We start from the raw sequence: 25419 nt of genomic DNA, 5'->3' as shown, positions 1-25419 counted from the left end.
CGCGTCAGTGTCGGAACCGCAGCGGGAGCGGCGGCGGGGCGGAGTCCGTCGCCTGCTCCCGGAAAGCGGCGGCAGCGGCCGGCGAGCTGGTGATCCGCCAGTCCGCCTCCTTGTCCTCGGAGAACCAGACGAGGCCGCTGATGCGCTCCTGCGCGGCCAGGGTGAACAGCTCCCGGATCCACGCGGCCTTGTCGCCGCCCTGCTCGGCGCTGGCCGTCTCGGTGATCAGAGCCGGCTTGTCCGACAGGACCCGCAGGTCGGCGAGGCTCGCGCCGAACACCTCCGCGGGCGAGCGCCACCCACCCCAGGGCAGGGCGTCTCCGCCGTTGTAACCGTCCACCCCGATCCAGTCGACCACGTCGTCGCCCGGGTAGAGCGGCGCGTACTCCGGCGAGCCCGGGGCGTGGACGTTGACGCACCACACCCAGATCACGTCGGCGCCCTGGTCCCGGAACACCGCGTGCACGTGCCGCCACGCGGCCACCAGGTCGGCGGCCGTGTTCCCGCCGACGCCGACGCTCCACGGATAGAGCGGCGCGTCGGCCTCGTGCGCGAACCGCAGCGCGAGCGTCCCGCCCCACTGCCTGATCTGCCGCGCGAAGGCGGCGAGGTACCCGTCGTGGTCCCCGGCAGCGATACGGGCGGGCGCGTACTCCGGCTGGACCGGACCGCCGCCCGGCGCCCACGGCTCCCAGGTCAGGACCGGCAGTGCCCCGTCGGCCACCGCGGCATCGGCGCGGGCCGCGTCGAAGGCGGGTGCTCCGGCCCAGCTCGAGTACCACTCCTCGAGAGCGGGCCGCACGCCCGCGGCCCGGGTGAACTCACCGACCGCGGACCGGTCACCGGCGGCGACCCCGACGGCGAGCGGTGCCGGCTCGGGGGCGGCCGCCGCGAGCAGGAACATCCCGAGGACGCCGGCACCCACCGTGACCAGACCTCCACGGATGAACCGCACGGCGTGACGTCCACGCGCGCCGACCTGCCGATCACCGGTCGTCTCCTTATCCTTCCCGGTCATGAACGTCCCCCGGCTCCCCCGGCACGACTCGAGGATGCGCCGATGAGCGCAGCCCGGTCACCCGAGCGGCACCGGCACCGTAGGCCGAAGGCGGCCAACCGTGCCGTCATTCGGGCCTTGGTCGTCCTCACCCTGGCGTTGGGGGTGAACTACGTCGTCTGGCGCTGGCTCGAGTCGGTCAACTGGTCGTTCTGGTGGATCGCGGTCCCCCTGGTGATCGCCGAGACCTACAGCCTGGTCGACGCGTTCCTGTTCGGCATCACGATGTGGCGGGTGAAGGAGCGGGGCGAGCCGCCGTCGCCCTCCCCGGACGCCACGGTGGACGTGTTCATCACCACCTACAACGAGCCGATCGACATGGTGATGACCACGGCGCGGGCCGCACGCGGCATCCGCTTCCCCCACCGCACGTGGGTGCTCGACGACGGCGCCCGGCCCGAGATGCGCGCCGCGGCCGAGGAGGCGGGCGTCGGGTACCTCACCCGGGACCCCAGCTGGGAGAACATGCCCCGGCACGCCAAGGCCGGGAACCTGAACAACGCCCTCATGCAGACCGACGGCGAGTTCCTGATGATCCTCGACGCGGACCAGATCCCGGAGCCGGAGATCCTGGACCGGACCCTCGGCTGGTTCCGCGACCCCGAGGTCGCGCTGGTGCAGACGCCGCAGTTCTTCACCAACGTCACCGCCTCCGACCCGCTCGGCAGCCAGGCCCCGCTCTTCTACGGACCCATCCAGAAGGGCAAGGACGGCTGGAACGCGGCCTTCTTCTGCGGATCCAACGCGGTACTGCGGCGCGAGGCGCTGATGCAGCTCGGCCTGGCCGAGTACGTCAGGCAGGTGGAGCGCAGCCTCCGGCAGGTCCTCCGGACCTCGGACTCGCTGCTGTCCACGGCACGCAGGGAGGCCGCCGGCCAGGGGCCGGAGGTCCGGGTGGCGCTGGACAAGGTCTCGGAGGCCGTCGGGCAGGCGCGCCGGGAGCTGGGCTCCCCACGCTCGTCCTTCTCCGAGGTCACCTACCGCTTCCGCCAACGCGTCGACGAGGCCTCACGAGGGGTCGTCGACGCCGACGTGGCCGCGCTGGCCCGTGATCTCGAGGAGCTCGGCGAGATCGGGCCGCACGGGGCCTCCGGCGACGAGCACGGACGGACGGACGGACGGAACGGGCAGCCCGGTCCGGCGGTACTCGACGAGGAGGCGCTGGCCCGGCTCTCGACGCGGGAGATGTCCCCGCTGAACGCCCTGTCCTCGGTGCGGGCCCTGGTCGACGCGGTCGACGTCAGCCGGGCCGACGAGGCGCAGCCGATCATGCCGATGGCCACGCTGTCCGTCACCGAGGACATGGCCACCGCGATGCGGCTGCACGGCATGGGCTGGCGCAGCGTCTACCACCACGAGATCCTCGCCAAGGGCCTGGCGCCGGAGGACCTCGGCACGATGCTGCACCAGCGGCTGCGCTGGGCCCAGGGCACCCTGCAGGTGATGCTCAAGGAGAACCCGCTGGTCCAGAAGGGACTGGCCTGGGGTCAACGGCTGATGTACCTCGCCACGATGTGGAGCTACCTCAGCGGGTTCTTCGCCGTCGTGTACCTGGTGGCCCCGGTGGTGTTCCTGTGCTTCGACATCCGACCGGTGGTGAGCTACGGCCCGGACTTCCTGGTCAGGCTCATCCCGTACCTGGTGTTCAACCAGCTGCTGTTCCTGGTGATCGGCTACGGGAAGCGCACCTGGCGCGGCACCCAGTACAGCCTGGCCCTCTTCCCGCTGTGGATCCGCGCCACCTGGACGGCCTTCGCGAACGTGTTCTTCGGCCGGCCGCTCGGTTTCGTCGTCACCCCCAAGACCAGGCAGACGCGGGCCCGCCCGCCCTGGCGACTCGTGTGGCCGCAGCTCACCGCGATGGCGCTGCTCGCGCTGTCCGCCGTCGTCGGCACCCTGCGCTACCTGCTGGGGATGGCGGACTTCGACCTGCTCAGCCTGGTCGTGAACCTCTTCTGGGTCCTGTTCGACCTGGTGATCCTGTCCGTGGTGATCTCGGCGGCGACCTACACCGGCCCCGAGTCCGAGGAGCAGAAAGTGGCCCAGACGCTATGAACTTCGCGACCGAGCAGATCGACCCCCGGACGGCGGTGATCCGGCCGGAGGGCCGGCTGACGATGACCTCGACGGCCGCTCTGCGCAGCCTGGTCACCGAGACCGTCGAGAGCGGGCACACCCACGTGGTCGTGGACCTGGAGGCCACCGAGTTCATCGACTCCTCGGGCCTCGGCGCTCTCGTCTCCGGGCTCAAGACCTGCCGGCAGGCAGGCGGCGACCTGCGGATCGCCCGGCCGGGCGCGCAGGTGCGCACCGTCCTGGAGCTCACCAACCTCGACCGCGTCCTCCGCCCGGCGGCCACGGTGAGGGGCGCCCTCGGCGGCTGAGGCCTGTCGCCTCGTCCCGGTCGCCACGACCGGCCGTACCGCGGCCGTCACGTCCGGCGGCGGACGACCGTCCAGACGTTGCCGCCCGCCTGCCGGACGTGCTCGAGGTCCGCGACCGCAGCGGCGAGCGCGAGGCCTCGGCCGCTCTCGGCCAGGTCGTCCGCGGGCAGGGCCGCCACCGTCGGGTCGACGACGGGCGGGGTGCCGTTGTCCTCCATGCGGGCTTCCAGACGGTCCTCGTGCACGGCGATACGCATGTGCACGTCGACCGGCCGCCCGTCCGGCCTGCGGGCGTGCTCCACGAGGTTGCCGACGATCTCGACCAGCGCGATCTCGAACGACATGCGGTCCCCGTGGCCGACCCGGGGTGCCTCCTCCCACAGCGCGGCGAGGGCGTCCTGCACCACGTCGAGGCACGAGGGCGTACCCGGGTAGCGGAGGGTCCGGGTGATCACGGGCATCTCCGGACGACCAGACAGGTCACGTCGTCCGGCGCGGCGGCCGCCCGGGCGCGACTCTCCAGCGCCGTGACCCACCCCGCCGGGTCGGCCGCCGCCAGCGAGGCCACCTCCGCGAACGTGGCCTCGGGCGTGGGGAAGAGATCGAGCACGCCGTCGCTGAACGCGACGACGAGGTCGCCGGGACCGAGGGCGACGCACTCCTCCGCCCACTGGTCGCCGGGCAGCACGCCGAGCGGGAGGCCGCCCGTCCCGGGCCGCAGGACCGTCCCGTCGGCGCGGACGAGCAGCATCAGGCCGTGCCCGGCATCCACCCAGCGCAGCACACCGCTCCGCGGGTTCAACCGCGCCTGGCACAGCGTGACCAGCGTGCCGGTCCCCTCCAGGTCCGGCTCGAGGGCGAGCGCGGCCTGCCGGACCGCCTCGGCCGGACCCGCCCGCCGCGCGGCCGTGCGGAGGGCGGAGCGCACCGTGGCCATCAGCAGCGCGGCCCCGATCCCCTTGCCCATGACGTCGCCGAGGGTCAGGACGACATCGGCCTCCCCGTCGTCGTCCGGTGGCAGCCGGTACCAGTCCATGAGGTCCCCGCCGACGGCACGCGCCGGGACGCAACACCCCACGATCTCGTAGCCGGCCACGCTCAGGTTGCCGCTGCCCGGCAGCAGCGCCCGGTGGACCTCCGCGGCGCGGTCCATCTCCACCGAGCGCTGCAGCTCCGCCTCGGCCCAGGTGGCGAGCTCGTGCAGCACCTCCAGGTCGGCCGGGGTGAGGGTGCGCGGGCGGGAGTCGAACAGGCACAGCGTGCCCACCCGCGTGCCGGCGGAGGTGGTGAGTGCTTCTCCGGCGTAGAACCGCACGCCCGGCTCGCCGACGACGAAGCGGTTGCGGGCGAAGCGCGGGTCGGTGCGGGCGTCCTCCACCACGGTCCGCGCGGCGGGCTCGCCGAGGGTGACCCGGCACATCGAGTCCTCGACCGGCACGGGCCCGGCCGCCGGGTAGCCGCTCTCCGACTTCACCCACTGCGTGTCCGCGTCGTGCAGGGTCACGGCGGCGATCTCCACCCCGAACAGGCGGCGGGCCAGCCGGGTGATCCGGTCGAAGCGCTCCTCGCGCTCGCTCACCCCGATCCCGAGCGCCTCCAGGGCGTGGGTCCGCTCCGCAGCGGCTCCCGTTCCCCCGGTGGCTCCCCCGCCCCCGGCACGGCCGGCGCCGACGATCCCCCCGGTCATGCCGGTCGTACCTCCCTGATCGGCCGTCCGGCGGACCCTACCGCAGCACTGGGCCGAACGGACGCCGAGCGGAGCGGCCCGGGAGCCACGCCGCGCCCCTGCCGGCCGTCGTCGGTACCTGGCGGATGCGACGGGGCCCCGGAGCTCAGGGGTTCGCGGCCCCGCAGCCGGCGCCGGTGAGGTCGATCGGCTGGGGCGCGATCCCCCGCAGGACCAGGCCGGTCACGGTCCCGTCGGTCGGCAGGCCCGAGTGCGTGACGCGCGCGCCCGGACACACCTGCTGCACCGGCACGTTGACCGCGCCGGGGAGGTTGGCGGTGTCCGGCGGGGTGGAGGTGTCGTCGTTCCCGGTCCAGACCGAGAGCCAGGGCAGGGCGGTGCCGACCCGGGCCCGCGCCAGCTCCGTGAGCTCCGCGGAGCCGGGGGCGAGCTGGCGGCAGGCGGTGGGGCAGGCGTCGGGCGCCCGGGCGATGGCGATCGCGGCGATCGACGTGCCGTTGAGGGGCGAGCCGAGGGTGACGACGCGGCGGGCCTTGGCGGCGCCCTCGTCCCGGGCGACCCACAGGCCGGCGACCACGCCGCCGGCGCTGTAGCCGACGACGTCGACCGACGGGGCGCCGGCGGCGAGAGCGGCGGTGACGGCGTCGTCGAGCACCCGGACCTGGGCGGAGAGGTCGCCGGTGCCGTCGCCGACGAGGGTGAGCACCCGGGCGTCGCGGCCCGTCGCCTCGATCTGCGCCGCGAGCCGGAGCAGGGAGTCGCGGCCGCCGCCGTAGCCGGGGACGAGCAGCACCGGGCCGGGGCGGTCCTGGGCGGGCCGGGCGTCGGTGTCGACCGACGGCCGCGACGAGCTCGCCACCCGCACCCCGACGACCACCGCCACGACCAGCACGAGCGCGGTCAGGATCGCGACCAGCACCCGGCGTCGCGGGCTCACGCCGGGGTGCTCTCGCTCGCGAGCAGCAGGTCCTGGACCACGCGGTCGGCGAGCAGGCGGCCGGGGCGGGTGAGGATCGCCCGGCCGCGGTCGAGGGCGGCGGCGTCGAGCAGGCCGTCCGCGGCGGCGCGAACGGCCTCGCGGCGCGCGGGGTCGTCGAGCAGCGCGAGGTCCAGGCCCTCGGCGAGGCGGAGCCGCAGCATCACACGCTCGGTGTGCCGGTCCGCCGCCGTCAGCACCTCGTGGTCCGCCTCCGGTGAGCCCTCCGCGACGGCCGCGGCGTAGCGGGCGGGGTGCTTGACGTTCCACCAGCGCCGGCCCGCCAGGTGCGAGTGGGCACCGGGGCCGACGCCCCACCAGTCGCCGTCGAGCCAGTAGCCGAGGTTGTGACGGCACTCCGCCGCCGGCGTGCGGGCCCAGTTGGACACCTCGTACCAGTGCAGGCCGGCGGCGGTGAGGAGGTCGTCGACGAGCTCGTAGCGCTCGGCGGCGACGTCGTCGTCCGGCGCGGGCAGCTCCCCGCGCGCGACCCGGCGGGCCAGCGCCGTGCCGTCCTCGACGATCAGCGAGTACGCCGACACGTGGTCGACGCCCGCCGCGAGCACCGCCTCGACCGACGCACGGAGGTCGTCCGTGGTCTCGCCGGGCGTCGCGTAGATCAGGTCCAGGTTGACGTGCCCGATCCCCGCGGCCGCGGCCTCGCGGGCCGCCTCGACGGCCCGGCCCGGCGTGTGCCGGCGCTCCAGCACGCGCAGGACGTGCGGCGCCGCGGACTGCATGCCGAGGGAGACGCGGGTGAACCCGGCCCCCACGAGCTCGGCGAAGAACTCCGGGGACGTCGACTCCGGGTTCGACTCCGTCGTGACCTCGGCGCCCGGGGCGAGGCCGAACTCGTCGCGGATCGCGTCGAGCACGGCGCCGAGGCGGCCGGCGCCGATCAGGGACGGCGTGCCCCCGCCCACGAAGACCGTGTCGACGGCTCGGTCCCCGACGGTCCGGCGGGCCAGCGCGAGCTCGCGCCGGACGGCCTCGAGCCAGCCGTCGGGCGAGGAGCCGGACCCGGCGAGCTCGGAGGCGGTGTAGGTGTTGAAGTCGCAGTAGCCGCAGCGCGACGCGCAGAAGGGCACGTGCACGTAGATCCCGAACGGCGTGCTGCTCACGACTCCACGGTACGGACTCGTGCTGCGGCGCCGGCGTCCGCGGCGGGGTCGTTCGTCACGTGTCGCTCGGGGCCACGAGTTGTGCCCGGGGCGTCGCGGAGGTCGTCGGCGGCGTGGGCCCGAGCGCTCGATGTCCCGTGCGCGCAGGAGCGGGAGAACCAGCGCCGGCGACGGCGGTGACCATGCCTCCGTAGGAGTGGCCGTGCCACGCTCCGTGGACCAGGACCGCGCGTCGTGTCATCGCGTACACCTCTTCGTGTCGTGAGTGTCGTGCTTCGGGGTAGTGCCGGCGTCGGGACGCGCGGCCACCTCTGCGCCGGTCCTCTGGACCGGGAGCCGGGTCTCCCGACCCGTCACCCATCAGAAGATCAGGGACAGACAACGGGCGACGTACGTGCAGATTCGAGTGGCGGACGGGTCCGGACGAGCCGGTTCCCGCTGGTCGTCGACCCGAGCGGCGGCGCGGGTCGTGGCCCGCGCCCAGTTCTGCCGCCTGTGCGGCTGGTCCGCGCGCCGGCCGGACGCCGGGACGACAGGAGTGGTCGGTGTCGTGGGGTCGGGCATCAGGCCGCCTCCGCGGAACCGATCTCCCTCGTAGGGTCGCCGGCTCGGAACGAGTCGTCGCTCTCGACACGGCGGTGCGAGCGGGCCAGCAGGAGTACCGCGACGCCCGCCAGGAGCATGGCCGAACCCATGGTCGCGAACACCGCCAGTGCGGGGCTGCCACCGCCGAGCGCCCAGCCGACCATCAGGGGGGCGAGAATGCCGCCGATCCGGCCGATGCCGAGGGCCCAGCCGACGCCGGTCGAGCGGATCGTGGTGGGGTACAGCACGGTCGCCAGGGCGATCACGCTCATCTGCCCGCCCACGACGCAGGTGCCGGCGAGGAAGGCGGCGGCGAGCAGGGCGACGGGTGGCCCGGAGAACGACAGGCCCATGCCGATGAGCAGGACGGCCGAGACGAGGTAGACGATCGCGAGGACGGCGAAGGGCCCGCGGCGGTCCATGGCGGGCCCGATCAGACCGGCGGCGAGGATGCCCCCGACCATCATCAGCGCGGTCGCCGTCGCGGCCGTGCCGGCGGTGGCGCCGGCCTGCCGGGCGATGGTCGGGAGCCAGCTCTGGGCTGCGTAGAAGACCCCGAGATTGATCATGAAGGCGAGCCACAGCAGCAGCGTCCGGGACAGCCAGCCGTGGCGGATCGGGTCCAGCAGGACGGACCAGGGGCGCTGCGGGTCCGGCACGTCAGTGGACGTGCGCACGGCGATCCGGCTGACGTCGGTGTCGGGGGCGAGCCGCCGCAGCACCTGCCGGCCCCGCACCGCGGTCTCCTCCTCGCGGAGCAGCCACCTCGGGGAATCCGGGAGCAGGACGGCCAGGACGGCCACCAGGACCAGCGGCAGGCTGCCACAGAGCACGAACATGCCGTGCCAGCCGATCCCGTCGATGATCGGCCCGGAGACCAGGCTCGCCACGACGAACCCGAACGCGTAGCAGCAGTAGATGCCCATGACGAAGGTGGAGCGCCGCCGCCGGGGAGCGAACTCGCCGGCCAGGGCGACCGCGCTGGGAATGGCACCGCCGAGACCGATCCCGGTGACCAGGCGGAGCAGGACCAGCTGAACCTCGTCGACCGCGAACGCGGAGATCACGGTGAACAGGCCGAAGAGCGTGGTCGAGAGCAGCACCAGGGATCGGGGGCCGATCCTGGTGGCCAGCGGGGACAACAGCAGGTACCCGATCATCAGTCCCAGGATCGACGACGAGAACATCGGGCCGAGCGCGGAGAGCGGCAGACCCCACTCCCTCGCCGCGACCGGGGCGATGAAACTGATCGCCTGGGTGTCGAGCCCGTCCAGGAACATCACCGATCCGGTCAGGGCCAGCAGGAGGGCGTGGAACCGCCCGACCTTGCGGTTGTCGAGAAAGTTCTCCAGGTCGATCGGACGTGAGGAGTCGGCTGGGGACACGTGATCATCCTTCGGCGGTGGACAGGCTCAGGTCGCGGCCGGCGGCACGGCTGTGCGGGCGCTCCCTGCGAGAGGTGTGCGGGCGCGGGCGGGACCACGGATGGCCACCCGGGTGGAGGCGGCGCAGAACCGGACTGCCGGTGTGCGCTCTCGACGGTCAGGCGTGGAACGTCGTGAAGGCGTCGAGGCCTTCACGTTCGGTCCGGAGCCGATCCAGGGGGTGGTTCCGGTCGGCGAAGCCCAGGGCGAGCCCGCACACGACCACCTGGTGATCGGGCATCCTGAGGTGGCGGCGGAGGATCGGGTGGAAGTCGAGGAACGACGCCTGGGGGCACGAGTCCAGCCCCCGTTCGCGGGCGAGCAGCATGACCGCCTGGAGGAACGCTCCGGCGTCGACGAGGCCACCGGCCAGCGCGCGCCGGTGGATCGTGAGGATCAGGCCGACCGGTGCCCCGAAGAAGTCGTAGTTGCGGCGGTGATGGGCGCGTCTGCCCCCGTGGTCGTCGGGGCCGACGCCGAGGACCGTCCGGTAGAGACCGTCACCGAACTTCCTCCGACGTCCGCGCATCGGTTCGCACCACTCGTCGGGCTGGTAGGGGTACTCGGGTGCCACCCGGCCCTCGGCGTCGAGAGCCTGCCAGATGGACTCGGCCAACCTGCGTTTGGTTCGCCCGGTCAGGACGTGGACGTGCCAGGGCTGGGTGTTGGAGTTGCTCGCCGTCCGGGACGCCAGGACGAGGATCTCCTCGATCTGCCGGCGGGGCACCGGGCGGCTCAGGTAGGCGCGAACGCTCCGGCGTGAGGCGATCGCCTCCGAGACGGAGCTCGGGTGGTGCGGCGACCCTGCACGCACGCGGTCGCCGCCCGTGGTTCCTCCCGCGGCCCAGGACGAGACGGCGGCCTCGGTGCTCGGCTCGACCGAGTTCCTGCTCACGGCACCGTGACCTCGTGCCGCTCGACGGGCGGGACGATGTCGTAGGAGATCCGTCCTGCCGGCAGGAAGAACAGCGCGATGACCGCGCCGCCCTTCGACTCCGGGTAGTGGTGGCTGCCCGGCGCCGGAGCCGTCCAGCCGGCCCCGCACCAACCGTTCGGCCCTCGCAGGACCGCGCCGGGGACCAGCGGTACCACCATGTTCAGCTCACCGTAGGGATGCTGGTGGTACTGCCCCCGGAAGACCTTCTCGCTGTCCATGTAGACCGCGGTGATGCTGAACCATTCGAGCCGCTCCTGGGGCTCGGCGATCCGGCTGCGCCGGTACCTGCGGCCCTCGACCTCGATGTTCGCGGCCCACCCCGCCCGCACACCCTCCTCGACCATCGCCGCGAGATCGTCGTAGACGGGGGTGCCCGGCCCGTGGTGCTCGTTCAGCCAGGCCTCCAGCGATGTGCCGGCAGTGCGATTCCTGACCTGCTTCACGAACGGGATGCTGCGCTCGATCAGGTCCTCGGCCGTGTAACCCATCTCAGCTCCTCCTTGCGCTCTCCGGGCTGGTCCCGCGGAACAACCGTAGGGCGGTGTTAGGTTACATGCAAGAGCTGTAACTTAAGTACCTGGTTGCGCTGCCCCGAACCCCGAGAGGACGCCCGATGTTCGAAGCCCCCAGAGCGACCGTCGTCTACTACTCGTCGACCGGGACGACCCACGCGTTGGCGACCGAGGTGGTGGCCGGCGCCGAGGAGACGGGCGGCGAGGTCCGCCTGCGCCGCGTCGCCGAGCTCGCGCCCGACGTTCCACCACTTCGGCGGGATCGTCGTGGCGCCCGGCTACACCGACCCGGTCACGTTCGAGGACGGGAACCCGTACGGCAGCAGCCATGTCGGACGGCGCGCCGCGGCCCCGGTGTCGGAGACCTCCAGGGCGGCCGCACGCTTCCAGGGCGAGCGGGTCACCCGGATCGCGGCCGCGCTCCGCTGCCTCGACGGTGAGAAGGCGGAGTCGCGTCCGTGAGGACAATGGGGCCATGAACGAGGAATCGGGTGTCGGGGTCGACGCCCCCGAACAGGCGCGATCCGGCGCTTCGCGCGGCGGCCGCCCGCGCGATCCCGCACTCGACGAATCGATCATCAAGGCGACCCGGCGCAGGCTGGTGCTCGACGGCTACTCGGCGATGGCCCTGGGGGACATCGCGGCGGACGCAGGCGTCTCGCGCCCGACGATCTACCGACGCTGGGCCAACAAGCTCGAGCTGACGATCGACGCCCTCGACTGGGGCTTCCGCCGACAGCAGGACTCCTACCCCACCGCTCCGTTCGAGGACATGCCCGCGAAGGACGCGTTCACCGAGGCCGTCCGGCGTGTCGACCCCTGCTACTTCAACCCCGACGCGATGGTGCTCATGGGCAACTTCATGGGAGAGACCCTCCGCACCCCCGAGCTGCTCGAGCACCTCAAGGAGCGCGCCGTGGAACCCCGGGTCCGGCTCGTCGAGAAGGTCCTCGCCGGGCTCCAGGAGCGCGGTGAGGTGCGGCAGGACCTCGATCGACACACCGTGGCCACACTGTGCTTCGGCGCGTACTACGCGGCCTTCCTCCGCGGGGAACACCGGCGGGGTGACCTGGCCGAGGAGGTCGCGGCCGTGCTGTGGCGGGCGATCGCGGCCTGACCTGATCCGAACTCGTGCCTCAGCCGGCGCGGTGCCGTCCGGCGCCCGTCCGAGCCTCGTCCGGATCCTCCCACCAGCCGGTGTCCGACGACGCTTCGGACCCGTCGAGCTCGACCGGCTCCTCCTGCCGATGGGCTCGCACGTCCGCCCGGGCGGCGCGCGCCTCGGCCCGGAGCTCCTCCTGGTCGGCCCTGCGTTCTGCCCAGGCAGCCCACTGCTCGGCCCGGCGTTCGGCCTCGTCCGCCGCCCGCTCCGCGCGGCGCTGCGCCTCGTCGGCGCGGCGTTCGGCGCGGTCCGCGGCGAGGTCGTCCACCGGGTCGTCCACCGGGTCGTCCGCCGGATCGTCTGCCGGGCCGGGGTCGACGCGGCGGGAGCCCGGGTCCGTGGGGGTCGGAGCCGGGACGACACCACCCGGAGGCGGTACGGCCACGCCCGGGGGCGGTGCAGCCACGACCGGGGGCGGAGCGGCCACGACCGGAGGCGGAGCGATTGCCGGGCCGACAGGAGCAGGGGCGCCTGGAGCAGGGGCTCCGGACCCGGCACCTGGTCCGGTCGAGCCCGCTCCGCCACCATCGGCCGGAGCGGAGGAGGCGCCGGCACCGCCGCCCGAGCCCGCGCCCGAGCCGCCGGAACCCGAGCCCCCGGAACCCGAGCCCCCGGGACCGGAACCACCAGCCCCTCCCGCGTCGCCGGACCCTCCCCCGCCGCCTGGACCGGCCGGGTCCCCCGAACTGCTCGGACCTCCCGTGCCGCCGGACCCGGCGGAGCCAGAGCCACCCGAGCCGGATCCGCCCGACCCGGAGCCCGCCGACCCGGTCCCGTCCGACCCGCCCGTCCCAGGGCTCGTCGTCCCGGCCCCACCCGACCCGGGCACGTCCGCCGCGGAGCCACCCTCACCCCCGGGCGCAGGAGCGGACGACATGGTCGGCAGCGCCACCCTCGGCCGCTCGGCATCTCCGTCCGACGTGACCGCGGCCCAGGTCGCCGCGCCACCCACCCCGAGCACCCCGACGGCCGCGAGCGCAGCCAGCAGCCCGCGTCGCCCCGGTCGGGTGGGCCGGCGGTCCCCGCGCAGCAGGTCCGCCGCGGGGATGCGCCCGCGCGCCCGTCCGTGCCGCGGAGCCATGGCCCTCCTTCCGCCCGCGCCCGGGTGCCCGTTCCCGGGTCTCCCGAACCCCGTGGATCATTCCGCCACGGGCGCCCGCGCGCGACCCCGAACCGGAACCCTGAGAGATCGTCTGCGCCGTTCGGCCGCCGCCGATCTTCCCCGCGGGCGCGTGGCGGTCGGGCCGACCCGGATGGGGTACCAAGGACCCCACCGCGCGGCCGCCGCCGCGACGGCGGAAGACGGAGGTCCCACACGGCATGGAGATCGGGACGGGCACCGGGGCGGACCCCGGCTCGGGCGCGGGACACGACGTGCTCGGCGAGCGGTACCGGCTCGACGAGCTGATCGGCGTGGGCGGGACCGCGCACGTCCACCGCGCCACGGACGTGCGGACCGGCCGGGCGGTCGCGGTCAAGGTGCTGCACCCCGGGATCGACGTCCGCAGGCTCGGCGTCCGCGGGCTCGACGAGGTCCCGCGCCATCCCGCCCTGGTCGAGGTCCTGGACAGCGGCGTGGACGGCGGCGGGGCCGACGGCGGCCGCGGCTTCGTCGTCATGCAGCTGGTCGACGGCGGGTCGCTCGCCGACCTGGTCGAGCTCGGCCCGGTCCCGGACGAGCGCGTCGTCGCGATCGGCACCGTGATCGCCGGCGCCCTCGCCCACCTGCACGCGCTCGGCGTGGTGCACCGCGACGTCAAGCCCGCGAACGTGCTGCTCGACCGCACCGGCCGGGCCTTCCTCGCGGACCTCGGCGTCGCGCGGCTGCTCGACGCCACCCGCGTCACGACCACCGGCCTGGCCGTCGGGACCCCCGCCTACATGGCCCCCGAGCAGGTCAAGGGGCGCGAGGTCGGCCCGCCCGCCGACGTCTACTCCCTCGGCCTGGTCCTGCTGGAGGCGCTGACCGGCCGCCGTGAGTACGCCGGCGCGGCGCTGGAGTCGGCGGTCGCGCGCATCCACCGCCGCCCCGACGTGCCGCCGCACCTCGATCCCCCGCTGCGCACCCTGCTGATCGCGATGACCGCCGACGAGGTGGCGGCCCGGCCGAGCGCCGCCGAGGTCGCCGAGCGGCTCGGCGAGATCGCGGTCCCCCGCCCGCTCACCGCGCCGCTGCCCGTGCCGGCGCAACCCCGTCACCGCTCCCCCGCCCCGACCGCACCACGACGACGGCTGGTCACCGTCGTCGCCGGCGGCGTGGTCGCGGCCGGTGGTCTCGTCGTCCTCGGCACGAGCCTGCTCTCCGGCCCGACGCAGACGGCGCCGGCCGCCGTCGTCCCCACGCCGGCGTCGTCCGCACCCACCGAGCCCGTCGGGCCCGGCACGCAGGCCGTCCCGCATCTCGCGACGGCCGCCGGCGCCGCGCTCGAGCAGGCCACCCCCACGCCGAAGCCGCCCCCGCCGACCCGCGCACCCCGCGTCGTCCTGCGTGACGACGACGAGGACGAGGAGTTCGACTTCGGCGACGGCGACGACGAGGACGGCGACGACGGCAACCGGGGCAACGGGAACGGCAACGGGAACGGGAACGGCCGCAACCGGGACTGACGCCCGGCGCGTGTGAATCCCCTCCCAGCATCCGGGCGCCCGGTGGCCTTTGGTCCGGACAGCGTGGCACCCTGTGGTGCGTGACTGCGCTGACTCTGCGCCTCGTGGCACGACGCCACGTGGACCTGCACCGGGTGAACAGCGCGCTCTGTCGACGGTAGCGCCGCGCCGCGCCCTCGACCCCGTCAGACCAGGCCCCGGTCCGCGCCGGAATCCCGAACGTCCCGGCATGCCCCGAAGCCGCCACCGCAGAGCTCAGGAGCTCCCACCACCATGCCCACGGAAACCCCTGCCAAGCGCAAGCGCGGCGAAGGCCAGTGGAAGCTCGGCCACCGCGAGCCGCTGAACCCGAACGAGCGCAGCAAGCGCGACGACGACGGGCTCAACGTGCGCACCCGGATCGAGACCATCTACGCCAAGCGCGGCTTCGACTCGATCGACCCCGCCGACCTGCGGGGCCGTTTCCGCTGGTGGGGCCTCTACACCCAGCGCAAGCCGGGGATCGACGGCGGCCGCACCGCCACCCTGGAGCCCGAGGAGCTCGACGACCGCTACTTCATGCTCCGGATCCGGTGCGACGGCGGCGCCCTCACGACCGAGCAGCTGCGGGTCCTGGGCGAGGTCAGCCAGCAGTACGCGCGCAACACCGCGGACATCACCGACCGGCAGAACATCCAGTACCACTGGATCCAGGTCGAGGACATGCCGGCGATCTGGGAGAAGGTCGAGGGCGTCGGCCTGCTGACCACCGAGGCGTGCGGCGACACCCCGCGCGTCATCCTCGGCTCGCCCGTCGCGGGGATCGCCGCCACGGACCCGGTCGACCCGGAGCCCGCGATCCGCACGATCCTGGACCGCTACATCGGGTCCAAGGAGTTCTCGAACCTGCCCCGCAAGTTCAAGACGGCGATCTCCTGGCAGCAGGACGTCGCGCACGAGGTCAACGACATCTCGTTCATCGGTGTCGACCACCCCGAGCACGGGGCGGGCTTCGACCTGTGGGTCGGCGGCGGGCTCTCCACGAACCCGAAGATCGCGCAGCGGCTGGGAGCGTGGATCCCCCTCGACGAGATCCCCGACGTCTGGGCCGGGGTCGTGTCGGTCTTCCGCGACTACGGCTACCGCCGGCTGCGGCACCGCGCCCGCATCAAGTTCCTGATCTCCGACTGGGGCGCGGAGGAGTTCCGCCGCGTGCTCGAGGAGGAGTACCTGGGCCGAAGGCTGGTCGACGGGCCCGCCCCGGCGATCCCGGAGCGCCCGATCGACCACGTGGGCGTGCACAGGCAGAAGGACGGCGCGAACTACGTCGGCCTCGCCCCGGCGTCCGGCCGGGTCTCCGGGGACACCCTGGTCGCGCTGGCCAAGGCCGCCGAGTCCGCGGGGTCGCGCCGCGTCCGGCTGACCCCGCAGCAGAAGGTCGTCGTGCTCGACGTGCCCGACACGGCCGTCGACGCCCTGGTCGCCGAGGCCGAGGGCCTGGGCCTGCAGGCGAACCCCTCGCCGTGGCGGCGCGCGACCATGGCCTGCACCGGGATCGAGTTCTGCAAGCTCGCGATCGTGGAGACCAAGGAGCGGGCGATCCGCCTGGTCACGGACCTGGAGGAGCGGCTCGCCGACATCCAGGGCGACATCGACACCCCGGTCTCGATCCACCTCAACGGCTGCCCCAACTCGTGCGCGCGCACCCAGGTCGCCGACATCGGCCTCAAGGGCATGATCGTGCGCGACGCCGAGGGCAACCAGGTCGAGGGCTTCCAGGTGCACCTGGGCGGCGGGCTGGGCCTCGACGCCGGCTTCGGCCGCAAGCTGCGCGGGCTCAAGGTCACGAGCAAGGAGCTCGGCGAGTACGTCGAGCGCGTGGTGCGGAAGTACGTCGCGCAGCGCGAGCAGGGTGAGCGATTCGCCCAGTGGGTGCTGCGGGCGGACGAGGACGACCTCAAGTGAGTTCGCGCGTCGTTCCCTACCACTGCCCGTACTGCGGCGAGGAAGATCTCGCCCCCGCCGAACGTTCGGAGAAGGTGCCCGGTGCCGCCTGGTGGTGCGCGTCCTGCCTGCGCACCTTCGTCGTGACGTTCGTCGGCATCGGGGTCCCGGAAGGAGCCGACTCATGAGCATCGCGCTGGAGACCGACCTGCGTGCCGTCGCCGAGCGGGGCGCGGACCTGCTGGGGCCTGCGGCCACCGCCGAGGAGGTCCTCGCCTGGGCCGCGGAGACCTTCGGCGACCGCCTGATCGTCGCCTCGAACATGCAGGACGCCGTGCTGGTCGACCTGGCCGCGAAGGCCCGGCCCGGCGTGGAGATCCTCTTCCTGGAGACCGGCTACCACTTCGCCGAGACGATCGGCACGCGCGACGCCGTCGAGCAGGTCTACGACGTGCGGATGGTCAACGCGCAGGCCGCGCAGTCCGTCGCCGAGCAGGACGCCGCCGAGGGCAAGGACCTCTGGGCGCGCGACCCCAACCGGTGTTGCGCGCTGCGGAAGGTCGCGCCGCTGCAGGACACCCTCGCCAAGTACGACGCCTGGGTCACCGGCGTCCGCCGCGTCGAGGCCCCCACCCGCGCCAACACCCCGCTGGTCACCTACGACGAGAAGTTCGGGCTGGTCAAGATCAACCCGATCGCGGCGTGGAGCGACGAGGAGATGGAGCAGTACATCGCCGACCACGGGATCCTGGTGAACCCGCTGGTCGGGGCGGGCTACCCGAGCATCGGCTGCGCCCCCTGCACCGCCAAGCCCCTCCCCGGGGCGGACCCGCGCAGCGGCCGCTGGGCGGGCACGTCGAAGATCGAATGCGGGCTGCACGTCTCATGACGACGATCGAACGAGCGACCCTGGACGCCCTCGACGCGCTCGAGTCCGAGTCCATCCACATCTTCCGCGAGGTCGCCGGCGAGTTCGACCGCCCGGTGATCCTGTTCTCCGGCGGCAAGGACTCCACGCTGCTGGTGCACCTCGCGGTCAAGGCGTTCGCGCCGGCGCCGGTGCCGTTCCCGCTGCTGCACGTGGACACCGGGCACAACTTCGACGAGGTCATCGACTTCCGGGACTCGATCGTCGAGCGTCTGGGCCTGCGGCTCGAGGTCGCCAAGGTGCAGGACTACATCGACGACGGCCGGCTGGTCGAGCGGGCGGACGGCACCCGCAACCCGCTGCAGACCCAGCCGCTGCTCGACGCGATCGTCGAGAACAAGTTCGACGCCGTGTTCGGCGGCGGGCGCCGGGACGAGGAGCGGGCGCGCGCCAAGGAGCGGATCATGTCGCTGCGGGATGCGTTCGGCCGCTGGGACCCGCGCAAGCAGCGCCCCGAGCTGTGGAACCTCTACAACGGACGGCACGCCCCGGGCGAGCACGTCCGGGTGTTCCCGATCTCCAACTGGACCGAGCTCGACGTCTGGCGCTACATCCAGCGCGAGGAGATCGAGCTGCCGTCGATCTACTACGCGCACGAGCGTGAGGTCTACAAGCGCGACGGCATGTGGCTGGCCGAGGGCCCGTGGGGCGGCCCGCGTGCCACCGAGACCCTCGAGCGGCTGTCGGTGCGCTACCGCACGGTCGGCGACGGGTCCTGCACCGGTGCCGTCGAGTCCACCGCGACCTCCCTCGACGACATCATCGCCGAGGTCACCGCCTCCCGGCTCACCGAGCGCGGCGCCACCCGCGCCGACGACCGCCTCTCCGAGGCCGCCATGGAGGACCGCAAGCGCGAGGGGTACTTCTGATGGGCAAGGATCTCCTCCGGTTCGCGACGGCGGGCTCCGTCGACGACGGCAAGTCCACCCTGGTCGGTCGTCTGCTCTACGACACCAAGTCGGTACTGGCGGACCAGATCGAGGCGGTGCAGCGCGCGTCCGTCGACAAGGGACTGTCCACGCCGGACCTGTCGCTCCTGGTCGACGGCCTGCGCGCGGAGCGCGAGCAGGGCATCACGATCGACGTCGCGTACCGGTACTTCGGCACCCCGACCCGCGAGTTCGTGCTCGCGGACACCCCGGGGCACGTCCAGTACACGCGGAACACGGTCACCGGCGCGTCCACGGCGGAGCTCGCCGTGCTGCTCGTCGACGCCCGCAACGGGATCGTCGAGCAGACCCGCCGGCACGCCACCGTGCTCGCGATGCTGCGCGTCCCGCGGCTCGTCCTGGCGATCAACAAGATCGACCTGGTCGGGTACGACGAGGAGACACTGCGGGCGATCGAGAAGGAGTTCACCGGGCTGGCGAAGTCGCTCGGGTTCGCCGACGACGCCGTGCAGACCATCCCGCTCTCCGCGCTCGTGGGGGACAACGTGGTCGAGCGCTCCGCGCACACCCCCTGGTACGACGGGCCGACGCTGCTCGGGCACCTCGAGTCCGTCCCCGTCGTCGGGCCGGAGGTGGCCAAGCCCTTCCGGATGCCGGTGCAGTACGTGATCCGCCCGCGGCGGGCCGATGCGCGCGCCGCTGACGCCGCGCGCTGGGGAGAGCTGCACGACTACCGCGGTTACGCGGGGCAGATCGCCGCCGGCGCCGTCGCGCCCGGCGACACCGTCGTGGTGCTCCCGGAGGGCCGCGAGACCACGGTGACGCACATCGACACCGCGGACGGGCCGCTCGACGAGGGCACCGCCGGCCGCTCGGTCACGATCCGGCTCGCCGACGACATCGACATCTCCCGCGGGGACATGCTCGTCGCGGCGGACGCGCAGCCCTCCGTGACCTCGGAGATCGACGCGACGCTGTGCTGGCTGAGCGACAAGCCGCTGCGGCCCAACGCCCGCCTGCTCCTGAAGCACGGCACGCGGACCACCCCGGTCGTGGTGGGCGCCCCGGAGTCGCGGATCGACACCGACACGCTCACCGAGGTCGAGGCCGACGGCTTGTCGCTCAACGACATCGGCCGGGTCACGGTCCGCACCGCGGACCCGCTGCCGGTCGACGAGTACGCCGACATCCGCGCCACCGGCAGCTTCCTGCTCATCGACCCGCCGACGGGCAACACGCTCGCCGCCGGCCTGGTCGGCACCCCGCTGGCCCTGAGCCCCGCCGAGTGACCGGTCGTGCCCGTCCGCGGCAGGATCGGAACCGACCGTCGATGACCTCTCCCACCCTCGTCGCCGTCGCCCACGGCAGCCGCGACCCCCGGTCCTCGACGACCGTCCGGGATCTCGTCGAGGTCGTGCGCTCGCGAGCGCCGGAGATCGACGTCCGGCCCGCCTTCCTCGACTTCGACGAGCCCGGGTTCGGTGAGGTGCTGGCCGGTCTGGACGGGCCCGCGGTCGTGGTGCCGCTGCTGCTCGGCTCGGCGTACCACGCGCGGGTCGACATCCCGGCCGTCGTGGAGGAGTCGGGGGCGCCGCACGTCCGGGTCGCCGACGTCCTCGGTCCCGACCCCGCGCTGCTCGACGTCGCCGCCGAGCGGCTCGCCGCGCTCGGCCTGGCGCCGGGCGACCCCGGTCTGGGCCTCGTGCTCGCCGGCACGGGCTCCTCGCACCAGGCCGCCAACGCCGTCGTGCAGCGGCTGGCGGAGCGCTGGCCGCAGACGGTCGCCGCCTTCGCCACCGCCTCCCCCGGGATCGCCGACGGGATCGCGGAGCTGCGGGAGCGGGGCGCGCGCCGCATCGCCGTCGCCTCCTGGTTCCTCGCCCCCGGCCGCCTGCTCGACCGGGTGCACGAGCAGGCCGCCGGCGCGCCCGTCGCCGAGGCGCTCGGTGCCCACCCCGCGATCGCCGACGTGGTCCTGGCGCGCTACCGCACCGCCGCCGCCACCCTGCTGCCCGCCGCCGCCTGACCCCTCCCCGGCACGCCAATGTCCGGTCCACTCCCCTCTCTGCTCGCAGGACACGGAGCGGACACCGCGAGCGCCCGCGCTTGAGAGACTGACCACGCCGAGCAGGGCAAACGATCGTTCTCCCCGGCGTCCCCGCACGTCAGAACCCCGGTCCGACCAGCGCCGTTTCGTCCGGACATTTGCCGCTGCTCCCGCATCACGGACGCCCGGTTGAGCCTCCGCGCCCGTGATCGCACGATGGGGTCATGCCCGCCGACGACCTGCGCCCGCTCTCCCCGGGCGCCTTCGCCGTGCGGCCCCTCCGGGTCTCGGACCTGGAGCTGTTCTGGCCGTCGCGCCGCGGCCACGCCTTCGACGAGCTCTGTCGCTGACCCTCGTCGTCGCTTCCCTGCTCGACCGCGCCGCGCCCAGGCCCGCTCGCCGTGCCCGCGCGCGCCCACCACCGCGAGAGAACCACCGCAATGCGCACCTTGATCGTCTTCGCCCTGGTCGGCCTCGGCGCCCAGCTCGTCGACGGCGCCCTGGGCATGGCCTACGGCGTCACGTCCTCGTCGCTGCTGCTGATCGCCGGCGTGAACCCGGCGGCCGCCAGCGCCTCCGTGCACCTCGCCGAGGTCGGCACCACCCTCGCCGCCGGCGCCTCGCACTGGCGCTTCGGCAACGTCGACTGGAAGCTCGTGCTCCGCCTCGGCGTGCCGGGCGCGATCGGCGCGTTCCTCGGCGCCACGGTGCTCTCGGCGCTGTCGACGGAGGACGCCGCCCCGATCATGGCCGGCATCCTGCTGGCGCTGGGCGTCTACATCCTGCTGCGCTTCTCGGTCCGCCCGCCCCGCGAGGCCACGGCCCGGCGCTCGCCGCACCGCTCGAAGTTCCTCTCGCCGCTGGGCCTCGTCGCCGGGTTCGTCGACGCCACCGGCGGCGGCGGGTGGGGTCCCGTCGCGACGCCGGCGCTGCTGACCGCGGGCAGGACGGCGCCGCGCACCGTGATCGGGTCCGTGGACACCTCGGAGTTCCTGGTCGCGCTGTTCGCCAGCATCGGGTTCCTGCTCGGTCTGGGCAGCGCCGTCCTCGACCCGTGGACGATCGGCGGTCTGCTGCTCGGGGGCCTGGTCGCCGCACCGATCGCGGCCTGGCTGGTCACGAAGATCCCCGCGCCGGTGCTGGGCACCGCGGTCGGCGGCATCATCGTGTTCACCAACGCCCGCACGATCCTGAACGCGCTCGACGCGTCCGGCCCCGTGCTCGCCGTGGCCTACACGCTGATCGTCGCGGCCTGGGTCGCCGCGGTCGCCGTCTCGGTGCAGCGGCTCCGCCGGACCCGCGCCGCCGCGGCCGCGCCGCCGGCGGCCGAGGGCCGGGAGCTGGCCGGGGCCACGGCCGGCGGGTCGACCGAGCGGATCCCCTCCGACTCCACCCCGCGCCCCCTCCCCGACGAGGACTGACCCGAACGAACGGCGCTCTCGCTCACCGGATGTGAACGACAGGGCCGCTCGCTCACCCTCGGCCGCGGCGCCCGACTCCAGGGCCCGACGCACGAACGGCGCTCTCGCTCACGAGGACTGAGCGAGAGCGCCGTTCGCTGGTTCGGGGGGTCAGGCGGCGGCGCTGCGCGCGCCCGGCAGGGACAGCAGGACCGCGCGGGCGACGGCGTCGTTGTAGCGCAGGCTCTGCGCGTTCATCCCGGGCCGCGTGAAGGCCCCCGCGACCTTGACGGTGGTGTGCGGCCCGACCGCGAACCGCCGGTCGTGGGCGTGACCGGCCTCGTCGACGAGCGCCCCGTCGGCCGGCCGCACCCGGACCAGCCCGGTGTGCCGCAGGACCGCGCCCGACTCGTCCCGCAGGACCTCCTCGGACACCTCGCCGGTGGCGTGCAGGCCGGCCAGCAGCGGGTCGGCGGTGCGCTCGACGCTGGGGTCGGGCAGCCGGGCATCGATCAGGATCGTGGACCGGACCGGCGGCGCCCCGGCGAGCGTGCTGCTGCCCGCGCGGAAGCCGTCGTCGTCGAGGTCGACCCACATCCCCGGGCCCAGGAACTGCACGAACCCGGCCTCCGAGAGCGCCAGCAGCTGCCGGACCCGGAACCCGGGCGGGCCGCTCGCCACGGAGTTGAAGAAGCCCTGCCACCACGGGACGTCGCGGGCCCGCGAGGCGGCCGACAGCAGCCCGGCGCCCTGCACGCGGGTGATCTCCCCGTAGACGGCGAGCATGGCCGTGAAGGCGCCGAGGTGCGGCGTGTGCCGCTCGTCGGTGTGCTGGCGCAGGTCCTCGGCGATCCGGGCCCGGACCAGCGGCTGCAGCTCCTCCAGCGACCCGGCCGCGAGCCCGTCGAAGGGCCGGTCCAGGGCCGCGAAGTCGATGCGGTCGATCGGGTCGGGGACGGCCGACGCCAGCAGCCCGGTCATCTCCCGGGAGTCCCAGTCGAGCGCGGCGTAGCGCCGCTCGAACTCCTCCCACGGCAGCGCGACGAGCTCGGGGTGGCCCAGGAAGAGCTCGTGGTACCAGCCGAACGCGATCTCCTTGGCCATCAGCGGCCAGAGGTCGCGGCGCAGCTCCAGCGGCCGCGGCAGCGTGTCGACCACGTCCGGGGTGAGGAACCGCGGCACGGGCGGGCGGCCCGCGCGCAGCTGGTAGTGCGTCTTGGAGTGGTACGGGGCGCCGCGCGGCGACCCGGCGACCAGCCGCGGCTCCCGGCCCGACGGTACGTAGGTCAGCCCGCCCGGGCCCTCCTCGAACCGGCCGCCGCGCCCCTCGAACAGCAGCACCATCAGGTCGACGAACGCGAGCCCGAGCCCCCGTGCGATCACCGTCTCCCCCGGCTCGACGACCGAGAGGTCCGAGTCCGTGGTCTGCTCCGGCGGGAGGTAGCGCAGCCCGCGTGCGGTGGCGGCGTCGACCAGGGCCTGCTCGTCCGGCGCCGGGGTGGCGTCGAGGTGCCCCGACGCGAGCACGACGGCGTCGACCGTCAGCGCGGGTTCCCCCTCGACGGCCAGCACCTGCCGGCCGGCCCGCTCGGTCAGCCCGGTGGCCCGGGCGGCGTGCACGTGCACGCGGACGTTGTCCGGCAGGTCGGCGACGACCGCGCGCAGCACCGCGGCCAGGTAGCGGCTCTGCAGCCGGCGGCTCGGGAACGTCGAGGCGGTGACGGCGCGCAGTTCGGCAGCCAGCTCCGGCGGCCAGTCGGCGAGGTCGGCCTCGGAGAGCCCCTGCGCCCACTCCCAGAACGACGGCCCGGGGATGATCGGCCCGTCGCAGACCACCGAGTCGTCCGTGTACATCGTGACGTCGGCGGCCATCGAGTTCATGGCCAGCAGCGGCGACTGCGCGTCGCGCCAGATGCGCCCGGCACCCGCCGGGTACGGGTCGACGAGATGGACGTCCAGGGCGTCGCCGAACAGCTCGGGCGCGCTGGCCGAGATCCGCTCCAGGATCCCCACGCCGCGCGGACCGGCCCCCACGATCGCGATGGCGGTGCTCATCGTCCTCCCGGCAGTCGACCTTCTGACTGTGCAGCGCATCGACCCACCGCCGGTATTCCCGGGGGTCCTGCCCCCGTGCCGGGGTGGGGCCCACCCCACACCCGGAACGGGGGCCGACGACCGGTGTGCGGGGGTTGACTCGGTCGTCACGTGCGTCGCGGATCGGCACAGTTCTCGGTATCGGAGGCCCGGACGGGGCCCCCAACGACAACCCGAGGAGCACACCATGCCGTGGCAGAGCACCTACGCCGAGGACTACGACTACGAGGAGAGCTGGGACGAGGAGGAGTTCGAGGAGACGGGCGAGGACGAGGACGGCGGCGACGACTTCGAGGAGACCGCCAGCTTCGACGAGGACGACTCCGCCGAGGAGGTCTCCGACGACGACGGCGGCGACGACGAGGGCGACGAGGGCTACGACGACTTCGCCGCATGACCGGACCCGGCCGGCCCGCCCCCCCGGCCGGGCCCGGCCCGAACCCCCCCCCCCCCCCCCCGGCCCCCCCCCCGCCCGCCCCCCCCCCGGAGCCGTACCCCGTCCCCACCACCCGAGGAGCCGGAGATGTCCGAGACGATCATCGCCCCCACCCGCAGCACCGCCGCCGAGGCGGCCGAGCTCCTCGACGAGACCCTGGCCGGCGCGGAGGCCAACGACCGCGCGGACCTCATCCGCCGGGTGCGCCGCGCCCGCGAGACCCTGCGGTCGGCCCGCAACACCGAGCACGAGGCCGCCGCGATCCGCGCCGCGGGCGAGGAGACCGACCGCGCGCTCGCCTCCCTGGGCGCCGACCTGCGCTACCGCCGCGCCTCCCTCGCCGACCCCACCCGCGCCAACCGGCTGCGCGCCGAGCTCGCCCGCACCCGCGCCCAGTCCGACCACGAGCGCGCCCTGGCCCGGGAGTGGCCCCAGCTCCTCGCCGACGGCTTCGCCACCCTCGTGTCCGACGCCGAGTTCGCCGTCCGCACCGCCTCCCGCAGTGTGCTCGCCGAGGCCGAGGCCGCCCTCGTCGCGACCGACCCGCGCAAGGACCGCGCCCGGCTCGACGAGCAGCTCCGCACGCGCCTGGTCATCGAGGCCGACCGGACCCGCGAGCAGGCCCGCGACACCGTCGCCGCGCTCGCCGGCCGGCTCGACCGGCACCTCGAGCTCGACGCCCCGCTCGAGGTCCCGGCCCTGCCGATGATCACACCGGCCGCGCTGGTCGAGGCCCTCGCGCCGCCGACGACGTCGTCCGACGGCGGCCGCATGCCGGTGCCCGCCCGGATGGCCAGGATCGTCATGCCCTCCTACGCCGGCATCATGATGTCCCTCGTGCTCACGCGGGTCTTCCACGTCACGATGCCGCTCTGGATCCTCATCACCGGGGCCGTGGCGGCCGCGCTCGCGCTCGGGGGGTCGGCAGTGGCCGCCGAGCGCAAGCGCTCCCTCGACCGCCGCCGGCAGGAGGCCCGCGCACGCAACCGCGCCATGGTCGACGAGTTCCAGATCGTGCTGGTCAAGCAGCTGCGCGACGCCTCCCGCACCGCCCAGACCACGCTGCGCCGCACGGCCGGCGCCGCCGTCACCGCCCGCGAGAAGGCGACGACGACGCGGCTCGAGGACGTGCGCCGCAGCGTCGAGGAGCTGCGCGAGACGAGCCGGGCGATCAAGGCCGTGGACGCCGACCTGACCTCCGTCGCCGACCTGCGGGGCCGCGCCCGCCGGCTCGCCGACGGCACCTGAG

25 protein-coding genes are annotated in these 25419 nt (G+C 74.1%); 15 read left to right on the top strand and 10 right to left on the bottom strand.

Annotation, left to right across the window (positions count from 1 at the left end):
* Positions 1-4: 4 nt before the first annotated feature.
* The gene (locus AB0B41_RS18735; RefSeq protein WP_358204752.1) at positions 5-1018 is read right to left on the bottom strand and encodes a glycosyl hydrolase; all 1014 of its coding nucleotides are present in this window, start codon (positions 1016-1018) and stop codon (positions 5-7) included.
* A gap of 42 nt (positions 1019-1060) precedes the next feature.
* Between AB0B41_RS18735 and AB0B41_RS18730 the strand changes: the two genes are divergently transcribed.
* Both AB0B41_RS18730 and AB0B41_RS18725 read left to right on the top strand, forming a co-directional pair.
* Positions 1061-3112 (top strand): glycosyltransferase, encoded by a 2052-nt coding sequence (locus AB0B41_RS18730; protein WP_358204750.1) that lies wholly within the window; start codon positions 1061-1063, stop codon positions 3110-3112.
* Entirely contained in the window at positions 3109-3441 is a 333-nt protein-coding gene (locus AB0B41_RS18725) for an STAS domain-containing protein (protein ID WP_358204748.1), read from the top strand. Before AB0B41_RS18730 ends, AB0B41_RS18725 begins: the two co-directional genes overlap by 4 nt.
* Before the next feature lie 47 nt (positions 3442-3488).
* Here the strand turns inward: AB0B41_RS18725 and AB0B41_RS18720 are convergent, their stop codons facing one another.
* The 7 genes from AB0B41_RS18720 to AB0B41_RS18690 form a co-directional block, all read right to left on the bottom strand.
* The gene (locus AB0B41_RS18720; protein WP_358204746.1) at positions 3489-3896 is read right to left on the bottom strand and encodes an ATP-binding protein; all 408 of its coding nucleotides are present in this window, start codon (positions 3894-3896) and stop codon (positions 3489-3491) included.
* The gene (locus AB0B41_RS18715; protein WP_358204744.1) at positions 3893-5128 is read right to left on the bottom strand and encodes a GAF domain-containing SpoIIE family protein phosphatase; all 1236 of its coding nucleotides are present in this window, start codon (positions 5126-5128) and stop codon (positions 3893-3895) included. Before AB0B41_RS18715 ends, AB0B41_RS18720 begins: the two co-directional genes overlap by 4 nt.
* A 145-nt stretch (positions 5129-5273) precedes the next feature.
* Positions 5274-6065, bottom strand: coding sequence for a lipase (locus tag AB0B41_RS18710; RefSeq protein WP_358204741.1), 792 nt, complete (start codon positions 6063-6065; stop codon positions 5274-5276).
* Entirely contained in the window at positions 6062-7225 is a 1164-nt protein-coding gene (hemW, locus tag AB0B41_RS18705) for a radical SAM family heme chaperone HemW (protein ID WP_358204739.1), read from the bottom strand. The genes AB0B41_RS18710 and hemW overlap by 4 nt, the downstream gene beginning before the upstream one ends.
* 563 nt (positions 7226-7788) lie before the next feature.
* Entirely contained in the window at positions 7789-9195 is a 1407-nt protein-coding gene (locus AB0B41_RS18700; RefSeq protein WP_358204737.1) for an MFS transporter, read from the bottom strand.
* A gap of 157 nt (positions 9196-9352) precedes the next feature.
* Positions 9353-10129: a nitroreductase gene (locus tag AB0B41_RS18695; RefSeq protein ID WP_358204735.1), complete on the bottom strand. Its 777-nt coding sequence runs from the start codon at positions 10127-10129 to the stop codon at positions 9353-9355.
* The gene (locus AB0B41_RS18690; RefSeq protein ID WP_358204732.1) at positions 10126-10659 is read right to left on the bottom strand and encodes a DUF4863 family protein; all 534 of its coding nucleotides are present in this window, start codon (positions 10657-10659) and stop codon (positions 10126-10128) included. The genes AB0B41_RS18695 and AB0B41_RS18690 overlap by 4 nt, the downstream gene beginning before the upstream one ends.
* Positions 10660-10950: 291 nt before the next feature.
* Between AB0B41_RS18690 and AB0B41_RS18685 the strand changes: the two genes are divergently transcribed.
* Both AB0B41_RS18685 and AB0B41_RS18680 read left to right on the top strand, forming a co-directional pair.
* A complete protein-coding gene (locus tag AB0B41_RS18685) occupies positions 10951-11145 on the top strand; it encodes a hypothetical protein (protein ID WP_358204730.1) in 195 nt (64 codons plus the stop codon).
* A gap of 13 nt (positions 11146-11158) precedes the next feature.
* Positions 11159-11800, top strand: coding sequence for a TetR/AcrR family transcriptional regulator (locus AB0B41_RS18680; RefSeq protein ID WP_358204728.1), 642 nt, complete (start codon positions 11159-11161; stop codon positions 11798-11800).
* Between the two features lie 19 nt (positions 11801-11819).
* Here the strand turns inward: AB0B41_RS18680 and AB0B41_RS18675 are convergent, their stop codons facing one another.
* Entirely contained in the window at positions 11820-12125 is a 306-nt protein-coding gene (locus tag AB0B41_RS18675; RefSeq protein ID WP_358204726.1) for a hypothetical protein, read from the bottom strand.
* 1040 nt (positions 12126-13165) lie between these two features.
* On the opposite strand from AB0B41_RS18675, the gene AB0B41_RS18670 reads away from it, so the two are divergent.
* The 9 genes from AB0B41_RS18670 to AB0B41_RS18630 all read left to right on the top strand — a co-directional run bounded on the left by AB0B41_RS18670 (position 13166) and on the right by AB0B41_RS18630 (position 21661).
* Positions 13166-14452 (top strand): protein kinase, encoded by a 1287-nt coding sequence (locus tag AB0B41_RS18670; protein ID WP_358204724.1) that lies wholly within the window; start codon positions 13166-13168, stop codon positions 14450-14452.
* 273 nt (positions 14453-14725) lie between these two features.
* On the top strand, positions 14726-16396 hold the full coding sequence (locus tag AB0B41_RS18665; RefSeq protein WP_358204722.1) for a nitrite/sulfite reductase: 1671 nt from the start codon (positions 14726-14728) through the stop codon (positions 16394-16396).
* Positions 16393-16563: an Insertion element protein gene (locus AB0B41_RS18660; RefSeq protein ID WP_358204719.1), complete on the top strand. Its 171-nt coding sequence runs from the start codon at positions 16393-16395 to the stop codon at positions 16561-16563. The genes AB0B41_RS18665 and AB0B41_RS18660 overlap by 4 nt, the downstream gene beginning before the upstream one ends.
* The gene (locus AB0B41_RS18655) at positions 16560-17264 is read left to right on the top strand and encodes a phosphoadenylyl-sulfate reductase (RefSeq protein WP_358204717.1); all 705 of its coding nucleotides are present in this window, start codon (positions 16560-16562) and stop codon (positions 17262-17264) included. Before AB0B41_RS18660 ends, AB0B41_RS18655 begins: the two co-directional genes overlap by 4 nt.
* Positions 17261-18172, top strand: a complete 912-nt coding sequence (gene cysD, locus AB0B41_RS18650; RefSeq protein WP_358204713.1) for a sulfate adenylyltransferase subunit CysD — start codon at positions 17261-17263, stop codon at positions 18170-18172. The genes AB0B41_RS18655 and cysD overlap by 4 nt, the downstream gene beginning before the upstream one ends.
* Positions 18172-19482: a GTP-binding protein gene (locus AB0B41_RS18645; protein WP_358204711.1), complete on the top strand. Its 1311-nt coding sequence runs from the start codon at positions 18172-18174 to the stop codon at positions 19480-19482. The genes cysD and AB0B41_RS18645 overlap by 1 nt, the downstream gene beginning before the upstream one ends.
* 41 nt (positions 19483-19523) lie before the next feature.
* Positions 19524-20219, top strand: a complete 696-nt coding sequence (locus AB0B41_RS18640; RefSeq protein WP_358204708.1) for a sirohydrochlorin chelatase — start codon at positions 19524-19526, stop codon at positions 20217-20219.
* A gap of 245 nt (positions 20220-20464) precedes the next feature.
* Positions 20465-20590, top strand: a complete 126-nt coding sequence (locus AB0B41_RS18635) for a hypothetical protein (RefSeq protein WP_269322965.1) — start codon at positions 20465-20467, stop codon at positions 20588-20590.
* 90 nt (positions 20591-20680) lie between these two features.
* Entirely contained in the window at positions 20681-21661 is a 981-nt protein-coding gene (locus AB0B41_RS18630) for a sulfite exporter TauE/SafE family protein (RefSeq protein WP_358204706.1), read from the top strand.
* A gap of 150 nt (positions 21662-21811) precedes the next feature.
* On the opposite strand, the gene AB0B41_RS18625 is transcribed toward AB0B41_RS18630, so the two are convergent.
* Complete coding sequence (locus AB0B41_RS18625) at positions 21812-23695, bottom strand: FAD/NAD(P)-binding protein (protein ID WP_358204704.1); 1884 nt, start codon at positions 23693-23695, stop codon at positions 21812-21814.
* Between the two features lie 226 nt (positions 23696-23921).
* On the opposite strand from AB0B41_RS18625, the gene AB0B41_RS18620 reads away from it, so the two are divergent.
* Positions 23922-24131 (top strand): hypothetical protein, encoded by a 210-nt coding sequence (locus AB0B41_RS18620; protein ID WP_358204702.1) that lies wholly within the window; start codon positions 23922-23924, stop codon positions 24129-24131.
* 126 nt (positions 24132-24257) lie between these two features.
* Positions 24258-25418: a hypothetical protein gene (locus AB0B41_RS18615; RefSeq protein ID WP_358204699.1), complete on the top strand. Its 1161-nt coding sequence runs from the start codon at positions 24258-24260 to the stop codon at positions 25416-25418.
* Position 25419 lies beyond the last annotated feature (1 nt).

The sequence above is a fragment of the Pseudonocardia sp. NPDC049154 genome (assembly GCF_040648315.1).
In the GTDB taxonomy this organism is placed as follows: Bacteria; Actinomycetota; Actinomycetes; order Mycobacteriales; family Pseudonocardiaceae; genus Pseudonocardia.
Note: the sequence above shows the minus strand (reverse complement) of the source record. Positions and strands in the feature narration are given on the sequence as shown.